The following is a 15,751-nucleotide window of genomic DNA, read 5'->3' as shown; positions in this document are numbered from 1 at the left end:
GAATTATCTATTTTGCGAAAGCTCCTTTTAATTGTATATAATTTACAATTTGTTTAATTATTTATGGTACTTGTAGGTTATGACAAGGATAATTATTATTTTAATGATCTCTATGAAGGTAATGGGGTAGTTGGCTATGATAAGAAGTTAGTTGAAAAAAGATTTAAGGAATTGGGAGACCAATCAGTAGTTATTTTAAATAATAAATTAATGAATAAAATATATTAACATAAACATGGAGCTTATACTTTAAGAATATTAAAGCATAGGCTCTATATTTTATAAGAGTTAATGAATTATGTTTCATAGCTACCATTCTTATTATGTGAACATATTGTAAGAATTTCTTAAGGGTTATATAAACAATTATTTAATATTTCAAGGGTAATATAGAAGTATAGCTTGAGAGAAGTCATGGTATAATTAATATGAAGTGGAGGGGAGTACAATGAATTACAATATATTAGTAGTTGATGATGATAAAGAAATAATAGATGCCATTGAAATATATCTCTCAAACGAAGGATTAAAAATATATAGAGCTTGTGATGGGATTGAAGCTTTAGAAACTTTAGTAGATACGGAAATACATCTTATCTTGATGGATATAATGATGCCAAGGATGGATGGAATTAGAGCAACTCTTAAAATTAGAGAAGAAAAAAATATTCCAATAATTCTTATCTCTGCAAAGTCAGAGGACACGGATAAAATCTTAGGCTTAAATATGGGAGCAGATGATTATATAACAAAACCTTTTAATCCTTTGGAGTTAATTGCAAGGGTTAAATCACAACTTAGAAGATATGTGACCTTGGGTAATTTTAACAAAGAAGAAGAAAAGGAAGTTTTAAAAAGTGGTGGATTAGAACTAAACACTAAAAATAAGGAAGTATTTGTTGATGGTGAAAGTATAAAACTAACACCTATAGAATTTAAAATTTTAGAATTATTACTTAAGAATAAAGGGAGAGTCTTTTCCATGGAAGAAATATACGAAAGAGTTTGGAATGAAACTAGCTACAATGTAGATAATACTGTAGCTGTGCATATAAGAAGGATTAGAGAAAAAATTGAAATTAATCCAAAGGAACCAAAATATTTAAAGGTGGTGTGGGGAATTGGATACAAAATCGACAAGTGTTGATGAAAAGGATAGAGAATATGAAGAAATGGTAAAAGACTGTAGAAGAATAAAAATAGCAAAGACTATAGCTATTATAATAACTGTAGTAATGGTCTCCATATCCCTAATTTCTTTTAAAGATATTAGAGTTAATAGTGGTATTTTTGATGAAAGAAGTCTGTATGGAAGTAAATTTTTAGGAAGTGAAATCAACTCCTTTACAGAAAAGATTCTTGAAGTAATGGAATTTTATAAAACAGAAGATTATATTAAAGAAATAAAAAATTTAACCCAGGAAGAAATTCAATGGAAAAAAGAAATTATAAGAAAGAAGATTCAAGAAGAGTATGATAATGAGCGAATTAAGTTACATGAAAAATACACTAACAATTGGGATGAAGAGAAGGTTAACAAAGAGGAAGAAGCTATCTATAAAAGTATAGAGGAAAAGTACAATTATAGTGATGAAGAACTAAAAAAGTTAATAGTTGAAGAGAAGTTGGTGAATTACAATAGGTATATTAAGACTTTGGATAGCTATTCAAATTTAAGGTATATTGCCTATGATAAAGCTAATGACATATGGCTTACCAACTATAAACAAGGTAAGGATGCCATTGAGGAGTTAAAGAAAAATAGTGGTTATTTTTCGGAATATCATATTTCTAACGGAGTAGAAAACAAAAATATATTTATTAATGGAGAACTTATTAAAGATAAGGAAGTAAATGAATATGGTAACTACAGGGAAGGTTATGGAGCTACTGTAGTAGTTAAACATAGTTATAATGAGAATGGTAATAGTTATACTAATGAAGAGAACTTTAGAGTAAAAGGAGACTTGGATATATATGTAGCAGTGCCAAGTAAACTAGTAGCTGGAGATAGCATATATAATACCTATGAAAAATTTCTGCAAGCTAATTCTATTGTAGATACAGAAATAGGCATTTTAGTAGCCTCATTATTTGGGGTAGTAATTATGATTTTTGTCCTTAGAAAGTTTAGGTATAAGCCATGCTATTCAAATAGAATAGTAGAAAAATTGAAAAATATGCCTTTAGAATTTAAGTTATTAGGTATATTAATGGGGTGGATATCTTATCATATGTTTTTTACACATAATTGGAGTAATGAATATAGATATACCATCAATATTAATAATATAATTGTGGTAACATTAATTTTGATAGCTTATTACTTAATTATCAAAGCCTTACTTCAAAATTATAAGGAGAATACACTTCTTAAGGATAGTTATGGAGTAAAACTTTATAATCATTTATGTATAGCTATGGAAAAAGGTACTTTAGGAAGAAAATTAGTATTGGCTATAGGCGTATACGTAGCTATTTGTACTAGTGTATCTTTAATATTAATGGTTATAGTAGGAGCAGTAGGAGCAGTTATTGCCCTTGGCTTTGATATAGTTGCTACAGCAATTGTTATATATAAATTAGTAAAAGAGTTTGCTTATTTAAATAAGATAACTAATGGTGCTAAGCTTATTTCAGAAGGAAAAATTAATGATGATATATCAGAAGAGGGTAAGGGAGCATTAAGAGATCTTGCTCATAGTATAAACAATATGAAGCAAGGACTTAGAAAATCTATAGAAAATGAAAATAAAAGTGAGAAAATGAAAACAGAGCTTATTTCAAATGTATCTCATGATCTTAAAACTCCATTAACATCAATTATTAATTATGTAGATTTACTTAAAAGAATGGGCATTGAACCAGAAGAAGCTAGGGCCTATGTAGAAGTTTTAGATAGAAAATCTCAAAGATTAAAGATATTAATAGAAGACTTATTTGAGGCTTCAAAGGCTGCCAGTGGAGCTATGCAGTTAAATTTTGAAAAAATAGAGTTAAATGCTTTAATAAAGCAGACGTTAGGAGAAGCAGAGAATAGAATTAAAGAAGCAAATTTAGATTTTAAAACCAATATACCGTCAGAAAAAATATATATTAATGCTGATGGAAGAAAGATTTGGAGAGTATTTGAAAACCTAATTTCTAATGCTATAAAATATTCCCTAAAAAGCACTAGAGTTTATGTGGATGTAAAATCTGAAAATGGTAAGGTATATATAACAATGAAAAATATATCAGCCTATGAATTAAACTTTGATGCTAGTGAGATTACAGAAAGATTTAAAAGAGGAGAAGAATCAAGAAATACAGAAGGTTCAGGCTTAGGTTTAGCCATTGCAAAAAGCATAATAGAACTTCATGACGGAACTTTAGAAATAGGTATAGATGGTGATTTGTTTAAGGTGACTGTTGAGTTTAATATTTATGAATAATACATTCTAAAGAATATATAAAGAGAATATACTGTTTGAAAATAGATTAAGTACTTTAGTAAGTATTTAGTCTATTTTTAAGCAGCTTTTTTATGCCATGAACTTATTGTAGCTATATGTAATATATGGTATAATATCTGGTGACTGGACGGTCAGTCATTTAAATTTAATAATAATGGGGGTACTAAAGTGTTATCAAAATTCAGCGTGAAGAAACCTATGACAGTTATAGTAGGGGTTGTATTGGTTATTATTCTTGGAATTATATCTTTTACATCAATGACTACTGATTTATTACCTAGTATAGATTTACCTTATGTAGCAGTAATAACTGCCTATCCTGGTGCAAGCCCAGAGAAAGTTGAGCTTACTGTGACAAAGCCATTAGAGCAAGTTTTATCTACTACTAGTGGAGTAGAAGAAATTAATAGTATTTCTAGTGAAAACTCAAGCATGGTTATTATTCAGTTTACTCAAGGGACTAATATGGAAAGCGCTATGATTGAGATGAATGGAAATGTTGATATGGTTAAATCCCAACTTGATGATGAAGTGGGGACACCTATGCTAATAAAGATAAATCCAGATATGCTACCAATTGTAGTTGCTAGTGTAGACTTTGATGGAAAAGACATTACTAAAACATCAAATATAGTAACAGAGGAGATTATACCTGAATTTGAACGATTGGATGGAGTAGCATCTGTTTCTGGTACAGGGATAATTGAGGAAAGTTTACAAATCTCTCTGAAGCAAGAAAAAATAGATAAGCTTAATAATAGAATTCTTAAATCTATTGATGGAAAACTATCTCAAACTAAAGCAGAATTAGATAAAGCTGAAAAAGCTTTGCAAGATGGTAAAGTTAAGTTTAATGAAGAAAGTGATAAGCAGAAGGAAAAGTTATTGGAAGGTAGTATGAGCCTTTCTTCCGGAAAATCTCAAGTTGAACAAGGGCTAAAACTATTAATCCAAGGTCAAGAAGAATTAGAAAAAAAGCGTGATGAGATTAAAAAGGAAAAGGAAAATCTAGAGAAAGTTATAGAAGAGCAAATAAAGGCAGGAGAAGAAACTTCAGCAGAAGAAAAGTTAAAATTAACACAACTATCTATAACTTTAGAAGATACTAATAAAAGTATTGAAGAGATTTTAAAGCAAAAGAAGGAATTAGAGAAGAAGTTATCAGAAATTATGGGGGGAGAAAAACAATTAGAAGCTGGAAAGGCCACCCTTAACTCTGAGTTAGCCAAGGCACAACTTCAACTAGAAGAAAGTGAAGAGGCTATTAAGAAAGGAAAAGAAGAATTTAAAATTGCAGAAGAAAATGCATATAAAAAAGCAGGATTAGATGGAGTGATTTCCCAAGGTTCATTAAGTAGTATATTAGCAGCAGAAAACTTTTCTATGCCAGCTGGATATATTACAGAAAATAAACATGAGTATTTAGTTAAGGTAGGAGACAAATTTTCAAATGTAGATGAAATAGAAAACTTAGAAATGATAACCTTGGATATAGATGGTATTGGTACAGTAAAGCTTAAAGATGTAGCAGATATAGGATTTGTAAATAATTCCCATGACATGTATGCAAAAATTAATGGTAATGATGGTATTTTACTTTCTTTCCAAAAACAAAGTACAGCTTCCACTGCTGAAGTATCCCATGATATAAATAAAACTATCAAAAAATTATCAAAAGAAAATCCAGATATGCATATAAATCAGCTTAGTGATCAAGGAATGTATATTGATATTGTAATAAATTCTGTATTAAATAACTTAATTTTAGGAGGAATTCTTGCAATAATAATATTACTTGTTTTTTTAAGAGATATAAAACCAACATTTATAATAGCAATGAGTATACCCGTAAGTTTATTATTTGCAATAGGTCTAATGTATTTTAGTGGAGTTACTATGAATGTAATATCTTTAGCAGGACTAGCGTTGGGAGTTGGTATGTTAGTAGATAATAGTATTGTAGTAATTGAAAATATATATAGATTAAGAAGTGAAGGTATGTCTTCGGCTAAGGCTGCCGTTTATGGTGCAGCTCAAGTTTCAGGAGCAATATTTGCATCTACTTTAACAACAATTTGTGTATTCTTACCTATTGTATTTACTCAAGGAATATCTCGACAACTGTTTACTGACATGGGACTAACAATTGCGTATTCATTAATTGCTAGTTTAATTATAGCCCTAACCTTGGTGCCTACTATGTCATCTACTATGCTAACCAATACTAAAGAAAAGCCCCATAAACTTTTTGATAAAATTGTAGGTATTTATGTAAAGTTACTAGATAAAGCCCTTAATCATAAGATTATAATTATAAGTTTAGTGGTAGTATTATTAATTTCTAGTGCTTATAGTGCTTTTTCTATGGGGACAGCATTTATGCCAGAGGTTGATAGTAATGAGATAATGGTATCAATAGAAATGCCTAAGGAAAGTACTACCATAGATGCTAGAGAAATGAGTAATAAGGTAATGGATATAATCCTTACAATACCAGATGTTAAAACAGTAGGTGCTATGCAAGGTGGAAATGGATCCATGGGCCTTTTAGGTGGTAATGGTAGCAATAAAGCGGTATCTATGTATATAATTTTGAAAGATGAAAGAAGTAACACTAGTCAACAAGTGGCTACTAGCATAGATGAAAAGACAAAGGACTTGAATTGTGATATAACTGTAAATTCATCTAGTATGGATATGTCAGCTATGGGTGGGTCAGGTATAGAAATTCTTGTTAAAGGTAATGACTTAGATAAACTTAAGGAGATAGCTACTGATCTAACAGGAATTTTAGAAAACACTGAAGGAACAATTGATATATCAAATGGCCTAAAAGATGCATCAGAAGAGACTAGAATTACAGTTGATAAAAATAAGGCACTTAAATATGGACTTACTGTAGCACAAGTATATCAACAAGTGGCTACAGCTATTAAGAATGAAACTAAATCAACTAATATTACCATTAACTCTAATGATTATCCTGTAATAGTTGTAACTGAGTCGAAGGAAGAATTAACAAGGGAAACATTGAAGGATTATACTATAAAAGCTACAGTTAATGGTGAAGAAAAGGAAGTATCCCTTAAGGATATATCTACAATTTCAGAAGACCAGGCATTAGCTTCTATTAATCATAAGAATCAAGTACGAAGTATGTCGGTTACTGCAGGTATAGACAATGAACATAATATTGGACTTGTCAGTAGAGATGTAGAAAGCAAAATAAGTTCTTATAAATTACCTGAGGGATACACCATAGATATTACTGGAGAAAGTGAAACTATTAATGAAACCTTAGTAGATTTAATAAAAATGATTTCACTAGCTATTGTTTTAATATATTTAATAATGGTAGCTCAATTTCAGTCATTATTATCACCATTAATAGTAATGATTACTATACCTCTAGCGTTTACAGGAGGACTTTTAGCATTAGTAATAACTGGTTTCGAGATAAGTATGATTTCCATGCTAGGTTTTCTTGTATTAGCAGGAATTGTAGTTAACAATGGTATAGTTTTTGTTGATTATGTAAATCAATTAAGGTTACAGGGTGTGGATAAAAGAAGTGCTTTAATTGAAACTGGAAAGGCTCGTATTAGACCTATACTTATGACAGCATTAACTACTATTTTAGGACTTTCAACCCTTGCTATGGGAATAGGAATGGGAGCAGATATGATTCAACCAATGGCTATTGTGACCATAGGAGGATTAACCTATGCTACACTATTAACATTATTTATTGTTCCTATTATATACGACATATTGCATAGGAAGGCTTTAGTAGTAGTAGAGGTTGAGGAGGGTAAAAATGTTTGATAATAACTATGGTAATAGAGAAATAGATATATTTAATGCTGTAATAAAGCTTATGAATGAAGGCGTAGACCTTCATTCAGTAAAAGCTGCTGATATTGCAGAAGTGGCTGGCATAGGGAAAGGAACCCTGTATAATTATTTTAAGTCTAAGGAAGAAATACTAGCAAAGGCTATTATATATAATATAGAAATTCAATTTAATGAAGTATTTAGCATAGTTAATAAAGCTCAGGGATTTAAAAATAAATGTTATGGTTTATTCAAATTAATAGAAGAAAATTCTAGAAGCAAAAACTCAAACTTTATACTGGCTTTATCAAGTATTGAAACAGATAAACTAAGACAATATTTAGAAGAAGGTAACCAAATTTTTATAAAGCGAAAGGAAGAAATGTCTGACGCTGTAAGAAGGTTAATGGAAGTAGGAATAGATGAGGGTATAGTTAAAGCACAAGAAAATAGAGAGTATGAATATTATGTATTTATAAGTGCTATGTTAGGCTATTCAAATTATTTTTGTTCTACATTAAACCTTGAAGCCATGGATATAGAAAAGATAAAAGAAAATGCCTATACCTTAATTTTAAAAGCGTTAAATTAAGACCTTTAGCTCTGGTAGAATTATTAGCAGAGAGCATATATGTTATAATTTAAATATATTATATATAATTTGGGGAGGAAGTTAGTATGTATTTTGAAAAACCAGGAAAACAGAATACTAAAGATACATTAGAGAGTGCATTAAAAACAGCTCGTAAAAGGAGTATTAAGACTATAGTAGTACCTACTAGTACAGGGAATACTATAGAGGAGTTTCTTAAGTTAGATATAGATGGAATAAACATAGTATGTGTTACACATGTTAATGGGTTTAAAGAACCCGGAGTTCAAGAAATTTCTGCAGAAAAACTAGCGTTATTTAAAAGTAGAGGAATTAAGGTTGTAACTACAACCCATGTGCTTAGTGGAGCAGAGCGTGGACTTTCACGTAAGTTTGGAGGAGTAAATCCTGTAGAAATAATTGCATACTCTCTACGTATGTTAGGTCAAGGTACTAAAGTAGCAGTGGAAATAGCAGTAATGGCTTTAGATAGTGGTGCTATAGGATATATGGAGCCCATTATAGCTTTAGGGGGAACAGGCCTAGGAGTAGATACTGCCATCATTATGCGTACGTCTCATGGTTCTAATATTTTAGATTGTAAAATAGATGAATTTATTTGTAAGCCAAGTTTATAGTATAATTTTATTTAACTTATTTTAAACTCAATATTCCATTAAGTTTATAGAACTGTCTCAAAACAATTTACTAATATAAGATGTAATTTGTTTTGAGACAGTCTTTTTTGTGGGTAGATTTCATAGTGATCCGTTATTTTAAGAATAATTTATTTTTATGCTTAAAATTAGTCTAAAGTGCAAAAGCTAAAGTAAAATAATTTATGTTTTATATCAAGGAGGACATTATGAAACTTAAAAGAATGATTTCTATGTTATTAATAATTATAAGTATAATGAATTTTACTGGGTGCGGTAATTTAAAAGGTCCTAAAAATGATGAAGGGCAAATATCTACTACGGCTGGAGGAAATATAATTGTTCCAGTAACAGAGAAACCAGAAATAGTAAACCCTGCATTTACCAATGTCGGAGAGGTTCAGCTAGTGTCTAATATAATTTATTCTCCACTTTTTTCTTATGGAGACGGAGATGTTAGAACTTATCTAGCAGAGTCCGTTGACTTTAAGGATAATATGGAGATAACTATTAAATTAAAGGAAAATCTAAAATGGCATGATGGTAAACCTATAAATGCAGATGATTTGGAATATACAATAAACCTGATTTTAGATGAGAATCAGGATTCACCCTTAAGAGAGTATTTAATTATAGATGAAAAGCCCATAAAAGCAGAAAAATTAGATGAATTAACTATTAAAATAACCCTTCCAGTTGAGAACTCAATGTTTTTGTATAATATTTCCAAGGTGGTTCCTATTCCTAAACATATTTATGAAAAGGAAGGTATAGTTTCCACTTCGGAGGGAAATAAGACACCTATAGGATCTGGCCCCTTTAAATTTAAAGAATGGACTAAAGAAGATAGTATGGTTTTAGAAAAATATGATGATTATTATTCAGGAAGTCCTAAGGCTGATTTCATAACAATAAAAGTATTTTCATCAGAAGAAGCTGCAGAGGAGGCTTTTAATAAGGGAGAGCTAACCTTAGTTAAAGCAAGCCCAGAATTATATGATAAAGCCTATAAGGGAGAAGAATTTCAATCTTATACTTTTAGCCAAGGAAGATTAAACTATATAGTTTTTAATCAAAATCTTAGTTCAATGCAAAATATAGTATTTAGAAAAGCACTATCCTATGCTTTAGATAGAAAAGAAATGATAGTTTCAGCCTATGGAGAATCAGGTGCAGAGAAGGTAGAAGAAGGGAATTCAATTTTAATTAAAGAGGCAGAACTATACATAGAAGATGAGGTAGAAGTATATAATCATGATATAGAAAAGTCTAAAGCATTAATAGAAGAAAGCGGAGTTGCTATAAATAACCTTAAGTTAGCATATAATACAGAAGCTTTTGCTCATAAGGAGTATGCAGAAATTGTACAGAAACAATTGAAAGACATAGATATAGAGGTTGACATAGTACCTTATGAAAATGTAGATTTTTATAACAAGTTATATAGTAAAGATGATGAATGTGCTTTATACATTAGTGGATATTCTTTAGGATTAGCTCCAGAAGATTATAGAAAGATGTTTGAAACAGGCTCTTACTATAATCAAACAGGATATACTAACTTTAAAGTAGATAATTTATGGAAGGTAGGGGCAGAAGAGGTAGATGCAGATAGAAGGAAAGCAATTTATCGAGATATACAACGTCAGATTGCATCAGATGCAGCAATTTATGCTATAGATTATGAACAAAACCTTATGGTAGCACAAAAAAACCTAGATGGGGTACCAGAAGCTAAACCTACAGCTAATATACTTTTTGAAGATTGGTCAAAGTTACATTTAAATAGTAAATAAACTACATGTAATTTAAGCGCTGAAACGTACTTAATAGTTATAAGAAAGATTACTTTCAACAATGCAAGGAAATTTCAGCGCTGATTTAACTTTGAATATTTTAAAACTCATTTATAAACCAATAGGATACATTTAAATACCACCATACTTTTTAATAAGAAAGCCTATTTTTTCTGGATCTATAGGCCATCCAAGTTCTCTAGTAACATCCAGCATAGCATGGATATTATCCATAGGAGTTTCAACAGGAAGTCCACATCCAGACATTACTGAATAGCCTTTAGGACTATCATAACCATCCCTTATACATATTAATGTAGCTACCTTAACTTCATTAGGAGTACCGCTATACATTACAGTAGAAGGATCTACATTTCCCATGATTTTTATTTGGTTTCCTATAGTTTCTTTACACTTTGATAGGCTTACTACATTATCTATGCTAAATGCACTGAAACCTAAGTCTACTATATCTTGCCAAATAGGATCTGTTTTTCCACAAATATGAACAGAAGGAGTTGAACCTTTATCTTTTATGAAGTTAACTAATTGTTCCATATATGGCGTACAGTATTTTCTGAAATGGATAGGGCTAATAACAGTGGAAGATGCCATAGGTTCACAGATGCTAATTCCAACGCCTTGTTTTAGAGATTCTTTCACAAAAGAAATACAACTATCAAGAGAAATTTTGCATAGTTTATGAACGGCTTCAGGATTTCTTATCATGAGTTTGGTCATTTCTTGAACACCAATTAAGAAACATGCATTAGTGAATGGTCCTACTATTGCTGCACTACAAGGAACTTCAGAACCTATAGCATCTTTTACGATTTTCATAGCTTCTATATGAATAGGAAGCCTTCCATCCTTTAATGGGTTTACAGGGGTAAGGTTACTTAGTTCATCTATAGATTTAATTGCTGGTTCAAGTAGGTCTACAGTATTATCCTCTGGATATTTCATTTTTGCACCCATGGCTTCTGAAATGATAAATAAATCTGTAAATATTTTAGCACCATCTCCACCAAATCTTTTGTGGGTTTCTATAACTGCATGGGATAGAGCTTTACTACTATGATTAAACTCAGAAATTTTTAATCCTGCTACCCTTGCGATACCATTGGAAAGATTTGGATTGCATTGTATTCTATCGATAGTGTTTCCTTGAGAAATTGCTATAGCCCTTTCCATAGGAGTCATTTTATCTTTAAACATTAGCTACACTCCTCCTTGAAACAAGCTCTTTAGCTAAACGAGCAGCCTTTGAAGCCTCAACTTCATAACCATCTGCCCCTATTTTATCTGCAAAGCTTTGAGAGATGGGTCCACCACCTATCATGACTACAACATTATCTCTAAGTCCAGCATCATTTAACATATCAATAACTACCTTCATATTATCCATAGTTGTAGTCATTAAAGTAGACATTCCAACTAATGTAGCTTTTGTTTCTTTTACTTTATTTATGAATTCCATAGGAGGAACATCTCTTCCTAGGTCATATACTTCAAAACCACATGTTTCAAGCATAATTTTGAATAAATTTTTACCTATGTCATGGGTATCGCCCTCTACTACACCAACAACAGCCTTATGTTTTATCCCATTAGAAGCAAATTTTAGATGAGGTCTAAACTTATCCATACCTGCATACATAGCATCAGAACACATAAGTAGCTCAGGAATATAATACTCCTCTTCCTCATATAAAATTCCTGCCTTATCCATTCCTACAGCTAAACCAGAAGCTATTCCATCATAGGCATCATATCCTAGATTTAGGTATTCGTCAGCTTTAGATCTTACTAAATCTTCATCCATATCAAGGACGCTGTTACATAGAGCATCTAAAAGTAAATTTTTCTTTTCGTCCATTTTCACACACACCTTTTTGCTTTATTGTAGGTTTCTATAAATTCATAAAAAAATAAATTTATATCCAAGTATATAATAATATTTTTTTTAGAATAATTTAGTATTATTTGAAATAACTATTAGTTAAATTTATTTATTTAAAATTCTAACTAAAGATAATGAAGAATTATCAAAATATATTGACAAAAATTCTAAAAAGGCATATTATATAGAAAATATATATTTATAATTCTTTGAAAGGAAGAGTAAATATTACTAAGTATGTAAAGCGAGTAGAGGATGGTGGAAGCTCTATGAGAAAAGTAGTATTGAAAGACATCCTGGAGATATTTACCTGAAATGAAAAGTAGGGTAGATCGGATTCCCCCGTTAAAGGGATTGAGATGATAAAGTAAATAATACTTAATCAAATTAGGATGGTACCGTGAATATTGCTTTCGCTCCTATTGGAGTGAAGGTTTTTTTATTTTAATGAAATAGAGCTCATTTCATTAATGTAAGTTTTCTTAGAATACCGGTATAAGGCATCTTGAGATGCTTTAAGAAAATTAATCTATCCTAATATATAATAATTTCTAGAGTTTATAACTCTAAGAATTTATTAGTATTTAATTACTATATCAGCAAGGGTGGTACCGCATATTTTGCCCCTTGAGCCGTTGGCTTAAGGGGCTTTTAAAATGTTTAAATTTAGGAGGTATAACAATGAAAAGAGTATTAGTAAATAATTTAATTGATCATATGAATAAGAAAGTAAAAATATCAGGATGGATTTATCGCATAAGAAAGTTGAAGTCTATTACTTTTATAGTATTAAGAGATAGAACAGGTCTAGTGCAATGTGTAGCTGAAAATTCTATTGCTGAAAAAATGGATTTAAAAACAGAATCTGTAGTTTCTATTGAGGGTGTAGTTAAAGAAGGAAAAAATAAATTAAATAACTTTGAGATTGAAATTGAAAGTATTGAAGTTATTAATTCTACAATAGGGGAACTTCCTATAGAAGTTAATAATAAAGACCTAAACATTAATTTAGACACTATGTTAAATAATAGAGTATTAAGTTTGAGACATGAAAAAATAAGTTCAGTATTTGGCATTCAAAATATACTAGTTCAGGGATTTAGAGAATTTTTAACTAAGGAAGGGTTTACAGAAATTTTCACACCCAAATTAGTATCTGAGGGAGCAGAAGGAGGAACAGAGGTATTTAAGGTTAAATATTTTGAAAGAGAAGCTTATCTAGCTCAAAGCCCTCAGTTTTATAAACAGATGATGGTAGGTGCAGGTTTTGAAAGAGTTTTTGAGATAGCTCATGTATATAGAGCAGAACAGCATAATACCAATAGGCACTTAAATGAATATATAAGTATGGACTTTGAAATGGGATTTATTGAAGATGAAAGAGAAGTTATGGACATGGAAGAAAGACTATTAAAGTATATTTTAAATAAGGTTAAAGAAGAGGGAAATAAATACTTAGACATACTAGAAGTTAAAATTCCACAAATCCAAGAACAAATACCTAGAATGAAGTTGAAGGATGCCTTAGACATATTAGAAAAAGAGTACGGCAAAGAGAACTTAGATGGAGACCTTGACCCAGAGGGTGAAAAACTTATTTATAGATATGCCAAGGAAAGGTTAAACTCAGATTTCATATTTTTAACCCATTACCCAAGGAAAAAGAGACCAATGTACACCATGCCTTGTGGAGAACTAGAGACTTACAGCTTTGACTTATTATTTAGAGGAGTTGAAATAACTACTGGAGGACAAAGAATTCATAATTATAATGAGTTAATAAAAAATATAGAATATAAAGGCCTTACCCCAGAGAATTACAGCAGCTATACCTGTGTATTTAAACAAGGTATGCCAACCCATGGAGGTCTTGCCATAGGATTAGAAAGATTAACGGCTCAGCTATTAGGATTAGAAAATGTAAGAGAAGCATCACTAATTCCTAGGGACAGAACTAGACTTACACCATAAGTGACCTTAGGAGCAAAGAAAAAAATTAAAATTTAAGTATAAGTTCTAAGTCCAGGATATTATTATACATCCTGGACTTTCATTAAAACATATACAAATTATTGTATTACTTCACAGCTTGAAGTGCAGCTTCATAGTTAGGTTCATCAGTGACTTCGCTGCAATATTCTACATAGGTAATTGTGTTATCTTCATCTAATACAAAAACAGCTCTAGTAAGTAATCCTAGTTCATTGATGTATACTCCATATCTATCACCAAATTCTCTAGTTTTATAATCGGAAAGAGTAATTACATTTTTAATTCCGGCAGCTCCGCACCATCTACCTTGAGCAAAAGGTAAATCCATTGATATGGTGTATATAGTAACCTTATTAAGTTTAGAAGCTTCTTCATTGAATTTTCTAACTTCCATATCACATACACCTGTATCTATAGATGGAACAACTACAAAGATTCTTTTTCCTTTAGTATCTTGTAAAGTAACAGGTTGTAGTTCATTATTAATTAAAGTAAAGTCAGGAGCCTTATCTCCTACTCTTAGTTGAATTCCTTTTAAAGTAATTGGATTGCCTTGAAATGTAATTTCCAAGCATATCATCTCCTTTTTAATTTATATTCCATAGATATAATATGCTCAAATATACTATTTATTATAAGGTTTTATAACAATATTTAAATAGTAAACAATATTATAAAACTGCCTTTACAGCTATAATAATTAAAATAATTCCGCCTAATACTTCAGCTTTTTTACCAAGTAAATCTCCACATTTCTTTCCTATGAAGATGGCGATAAAACTACAAATAAATGTGGTTATACCGATGATACAAATAGCTGGAAGAATAGCAATATTCATAGCGCTAAAGCCGATACCTACTGCAAAAGCATCTATACTAGTAGCTATTCCTTGAAAAAATAAAAGCTTGTAGGTAAGGGGTACAACTTTATTTTCATCTTCTACTTTATCTAGGAATATGCCTTCTTTTAACATATTTGCCCCTATAAATCCTAATATGATTAAAACTAAAATACCAGAATATTTACTTAAAATTTCTGAGAACATTCCTCCTGCATAATAACCTAGAAAAGGCATTACCCCTTGAAAGAAGCCGAAGAATAAAGGCATAGCTATAATTTTTGTTTTAGTAGCATCCTTGTACACCATACCATTAGTCATAGATACTGCGGCAGCATCCATACTAAGACATAATCCTATCATTATAATTTCAATAGTACTCATTAAAAAACTCCTAAATCTTATTTTATTAAATTTTAGGTTATCCTCCTCATACATAATAAAAGACCCATGTATAGCAAAGTTTAAAGTATCTCTTTTACTAGAGACATCTTAATTAAGCTATACATGAGTCTTGTTCTTTAAGGCAAGCCAGATTAAAAAATTAATCATTATGTTGACTTGTCACGTATAAAAGTATTATACGCAAACTACTCCCCCACGATACATTATTTTACTATTATATTCTAAAACCATGAATAAGTAAATATAATTTATACTTTTACAGAGCTTTAGCATGAAAAT

Annotated in this window: 12 protein-coding genes and 1 other annotated feature; of the genes, 8 read left to right on the top strand and 4 right to left on the bottom strand. The window is 30.5% G+C overall.

Features of this window, described 5'->3' with window-relative positions:
- Positions 1–63 precede the first annotated feature (63 nt).
- The 7 genes from B2694_RS00360 (at position 64) to B2694_RS00330 (ending at position 10,333) form a co-directional block, all read left to right on the top strand.
- The gene (locus tag B2694_RS00360) at positions 64–228 is read left to right on the top strand and encodes a hypothetical protein (protein ID WP_346884073.1); all 165 of its coding nucleotides are present in this window, start codon (positions 64–66) and stop codon (positions 226–228) included.
- A gap of 220 nt (positions 229–448) precedes the next feature.
- Positions 449–1,147, top strand: a complete 699-nt coding sequence (locus tag B2694_RS00355; protein ID WP_346884072.1) for a response regulator transcription factor — start codon at positions 449–451, stop codon at positions 1,145–1,147.
- Entirely contained in the window at positions 1,122–3,434 is a 2,313-nt protein-coding gene (locus B2694_RS00350) for a HAMP domain-containing sensor histidine kinase (RefSeq protein WP_346884071.1), read from the top strand. The genes B2694_RS00355 and B2694_RS00350 overlap by 26 nt, the downstream gene beginning before the upstream one ends.
- A 189-nt stretch (positions 3,435–3,623) precedes the next feature.
- On the top strand, positions 3,624–7,280 hold the full coding sequence (locus B2694_RS00345) for an efflux RND transporter permease subunit (protein ID WP_346884070.1): 3,657 nt from the start codon (positions 3,624–3,626) through the stop codon (positions 7,278–7,280).
- Positions 7,273–7,881, top strand: a complete 609-nt coding sequence (locus B2694_RS00340; RefSeq protein WP_346884069.1) for a TetR/AcrR family transcriptional regulator — start codon at positions 7,273–7,275, stop codon at positions 7,879–7,881. Before B2694_RS00345 ends, B2694_RS00340 begins: the two co-directional genes overlap by 8 nt.
- An 86-nt stretch (positions 7,882–7,967) precedes the next feature.
- A complete protein-coding gene (locus B2694_RS00335) occupies positions 7,968–8,519 on the top strand; it encodes a pyruvate kinase alpha/beta domain-containing protein (RefSeq protein WP_346884068.1) in 552 nt (183 codons plus the stop codon).
- A gap of 227 nt (positions 8,520–8,746) precedes the next feature.
- Positions 8,747–10,333 carry an ABC transporter substrate-binding protein gene (locus B2694_RS00330; RefSeq protein ID WP_346884067.1) on the top strand — a complete coding sequence of 529 codons (1,587 nt, stop codon included), beginning with the start codon at positions 8,747–8,749 and terminating at the stop codon, positions 10,331–10,333.
- 132 nt (positions 10,334–10,465) lie between these two features.
- Here B2694_RS00330 and B2694_RS00325 read toward each other — a convergent pair whose 3' ends face one another.
- Both B2694_RS00325 and B2694_RS00320 read right to left on the bottom strand, forming a co-directional pair.
- Positions 10,466–11,551 (bottom strand): uroporphyrinogen decarboxylase family protein, encoded by a 1,086-nt coding sequence (locus tag B2694_RS00325; protein WP_346884066.1) that lies wholly within the window; start codon positions 11,549–11,551, stop codon positions 10,466–10,468.
- Positions 11,544–12,212 carry a corrinoid protein gene (locus tag B2694_RS00320; RefSeq protein WP_346884065.1) on the bottom strand — a complete coding sequence of 223 codons (669 nt, stop codon included), beginning with the start codon at positions 12,210–12,212 and terminating at the stop codon, positions 11,544–11,546. Before B2694_RS00320 ends, B2694_RS00325 begins: the two co-directional genes overlap by 8 nt.
- Before the next feature lie 224 nt (positions 12,213–12,436).
- Positions 12,437–12,660: a binding site (T-box leader), on the top strand.
- Between the two features lie 257 nt (positions 12,661–12,917).
- Between B2694_RS00320 and aspS the strand changes: the two genes are divergently transcribed.
- Positions 12,918–14,207: an aspartate--tRNA(Asn) ligase gene (gene aspS / locus B2694_RS00315; protein WP_346884064.1), complete on the top strand. Its 1,290-nt coding sequence runs from the start codon at positions 12,918–12,920 to the stop codon at positions 14,205–14,207.
- A 106-nt stretch (positions 14,208–14,313) separates the two neighbouring features.
- Here aspS and tpx read toward each other — a convergent pair whose 3' ends face one another.
- Together tpx and B2694_RS00305 are read right to left on the bottom strand one after the other, a co-directional pair.
- A complete protein-coding gene (gene tpx, locus B2694_RS00310; protein ID WP_346884063.1) occupies positions 14,314–14,799 on the bottom strand; it encodes a thiol peroxidase in 486 nt (161 codons plus the stop codon).
- Positions 14,800–14,899: 100 nt separating this feature from the next.
- Positions 14,900–15,451, bottom strand: a complete 552-nt coding sequence (locus tag B2694_RS00305) for a manganese efflux pump MntP family protein (RefSeq protein WP_346884062.1) — start codon at positions 15,449–15,451, stop codon at positions 14,900–14,902.
- Positions 15,452–15,751 lie beyond the last annotated feature (300 nt).

This window comes from Clostridium sp. UBA4395 (assembly GCF_002390995.1).
Classification (GTDB): domain Bacteria; phylum Bacillota; class Clostridia; order Clostridiales; family Clostridiaceae; genus Clostridium_J; species Clostridium_J sulfidigenes.
Note: the sequence above shows the minus strand (reverse complement) of the source record. Positions and strands in the feature narration are given on the sequence as shown.